The sequence below is a fragment of the Methylobacterium goesingense genome (assembly GCF_022179225.1).
GTDB classification, from domain to species: domain Bacteria; phylum Pseudomonadota; class Alphaproteobacteria; order Rhizobiales; family Beijerinckiaceae; genus Methylobacterium; species Methylobacterium goesingense.
Genome location: NZ_BPQL01000256.1, coordinates 1 through 1,685 on the forward strand (window position 1 = coordinate 1; position 1,685 = coordinate 1,685).

Consider the following 1,685-nt stretch of genomic DNA (forward strand, 5'->3'; position numbering starts at 1 on the left):
CGCCGCTGCCCCCACCGCCACTCACACTTCTTGAGCGTGCCCTATCAATACTCCAGGAGCGTCGCGCTGTCAAACATAAAATCCTATGATCGGAATTTATGCAGGCAGGGGGGGGGGCTGCGTCGGATTTGGACACCTCCGGGTGTTGGGGGTCGAAATCCGACGTTTCATACCCGTCACGAATGTAAGTGATGGGTGGCTTCCAGCCCGTCCGCCTACGTCGAGAACAGTGTCCAGGCAGACGCAGCCCCTACGGCTACTCGCAGCTCCTGCGTGACACTCGGGCAGCCCGTTCTCTGGTCACGGGGTTGTTTTCCAAAGGAGGGAAAATTTTTCGAAAGCCGTTAAACCACGGCGTGTGCCCCAGCCGATTTCTTGGTGAGTTGATCCTATCGGTCACAAGCCCTTGCCCATTCACGCCGACGGGGCTCAACCGAACGTCATTTGTACAAGGAAGCCATCTTGGCCGTTGAACCTGACAGGTCGCGTGATGCACCCCTGGATCGCGCCCTGGCCATCCTGACCTTCGTGGCGGAGCAGAGGAAGGCGCTTTCGGCCGCCGAGATCGCCGCCGCTCTCGCCCTACCCCTTCCGACCGCGCATCGCCTCATCGGTAATCTTGAGGACCGCGGCCTCATCCAGAAGGCCCTCGGCACGAAGCGCTATGTCGTCGGGAGCACGCTGGTCACCCTCTCGGCCAAAACGATCGGGGCGGCCTTCCGCACCGTACGGCGGCATGCGGTCCTGAGCGCCGTGGCCGACAGGATCGGAGAGCAGTGCGAAATCGGCATCGTCCGTGACAATGCGGTAGCCTACGTGGACAGCGTACAAACCAAGCAACAGCAGGGACTGCAATTCAATCCCGGATCCTCCGCGCCGCTCCACTGCACCTCGACGGGCAAGATCTACATGAGCCGTCTGCCCACCAAGGTCCGGCAACGGCTTGCCCAATCTCTTCCGCTCGCGCGGTACACCCCGACGACCATTGCCGATCCAGAGATGCTTCTCGCCCAACTCGACGTGATCCGGCGCAGGGGCTGGGCGAAGACCAACGAGGAATACGTTATCGGTGTCGTCGGCTGCGCCGTGCCCATCGTCTCGCCGAAGGGCGACCTGATCGCTTGCCTTGGGGTCTCGGTGCCCTCGGCGCGTGTCAGCTACGAGGACCTCGACGCCTTCATCGATCCGCTTCAGGAGGCATCCGTCCTGTTGTCCAGGACCATCCTAAAGGACAACGACGATTTTGATAATTCTCAATTTTCGGAATGAAACATCCCGCTGGATGATGATGCGTCTCGACGCGTAGCGGATGTAGTGTATTTTTATGTCATGCCACTGACATGCTCAGTCATTGAGCGGCGTCTGGCAGTTTAATCCGCATCCAAGTCATTCAGAATCTGAGATCGGTCGAAGGCTCGCCGGGGCTTCCCGGCGCAATGCCTCGTCGCGTCCGCGCCGCCGGAGGGATCATGAGCCAGCACTACGACGTCGCCGCCGTTCGTCAGGCGTTTCCGGCTGTCGAGCACGTGGTCTATCTCGACAGCGGCTTCCAGACCCCGCTCTCTCGCCCCGTGAAGGAAGCTTACGAGCGTTTTCTCCAGGAGGGTTTTGAGACCGCCGGTCCGAAGCAGATCTGGCTCAGTCGGTTGGAGGAGACTCGCGTCAAGGTCGCCACCCTGCTGGGC

General features: G+C 60.8%; 1 protein-coding gene and 1 pseudogene. Both read left to right on the forward strand.

Features of this window, described 5'->3' with window-relative positions; translation table 11 throughout:
• Positions 1 to 462: 462 nt before the first annotated feature.
• A complete protein-coding gene (locus tag MFF30_RS25785; RefSeq protein WP_238283129.1) occupies positions 463 to 1,269 on the forward strand; it encodes an IclR family transcriptional regulator in 807 nt (268 codons plus the stop codon).
• A gap of 200 nt (positions 1,270 to 1,469) precedes the next feature.
• A pseudogene (locus tag MFF30_RS25790) lies at positions 1,470 to 1,685 on the forward strand (aminotransferase class V-fold PLP-dependent enzyme); the annotation flags it as partial.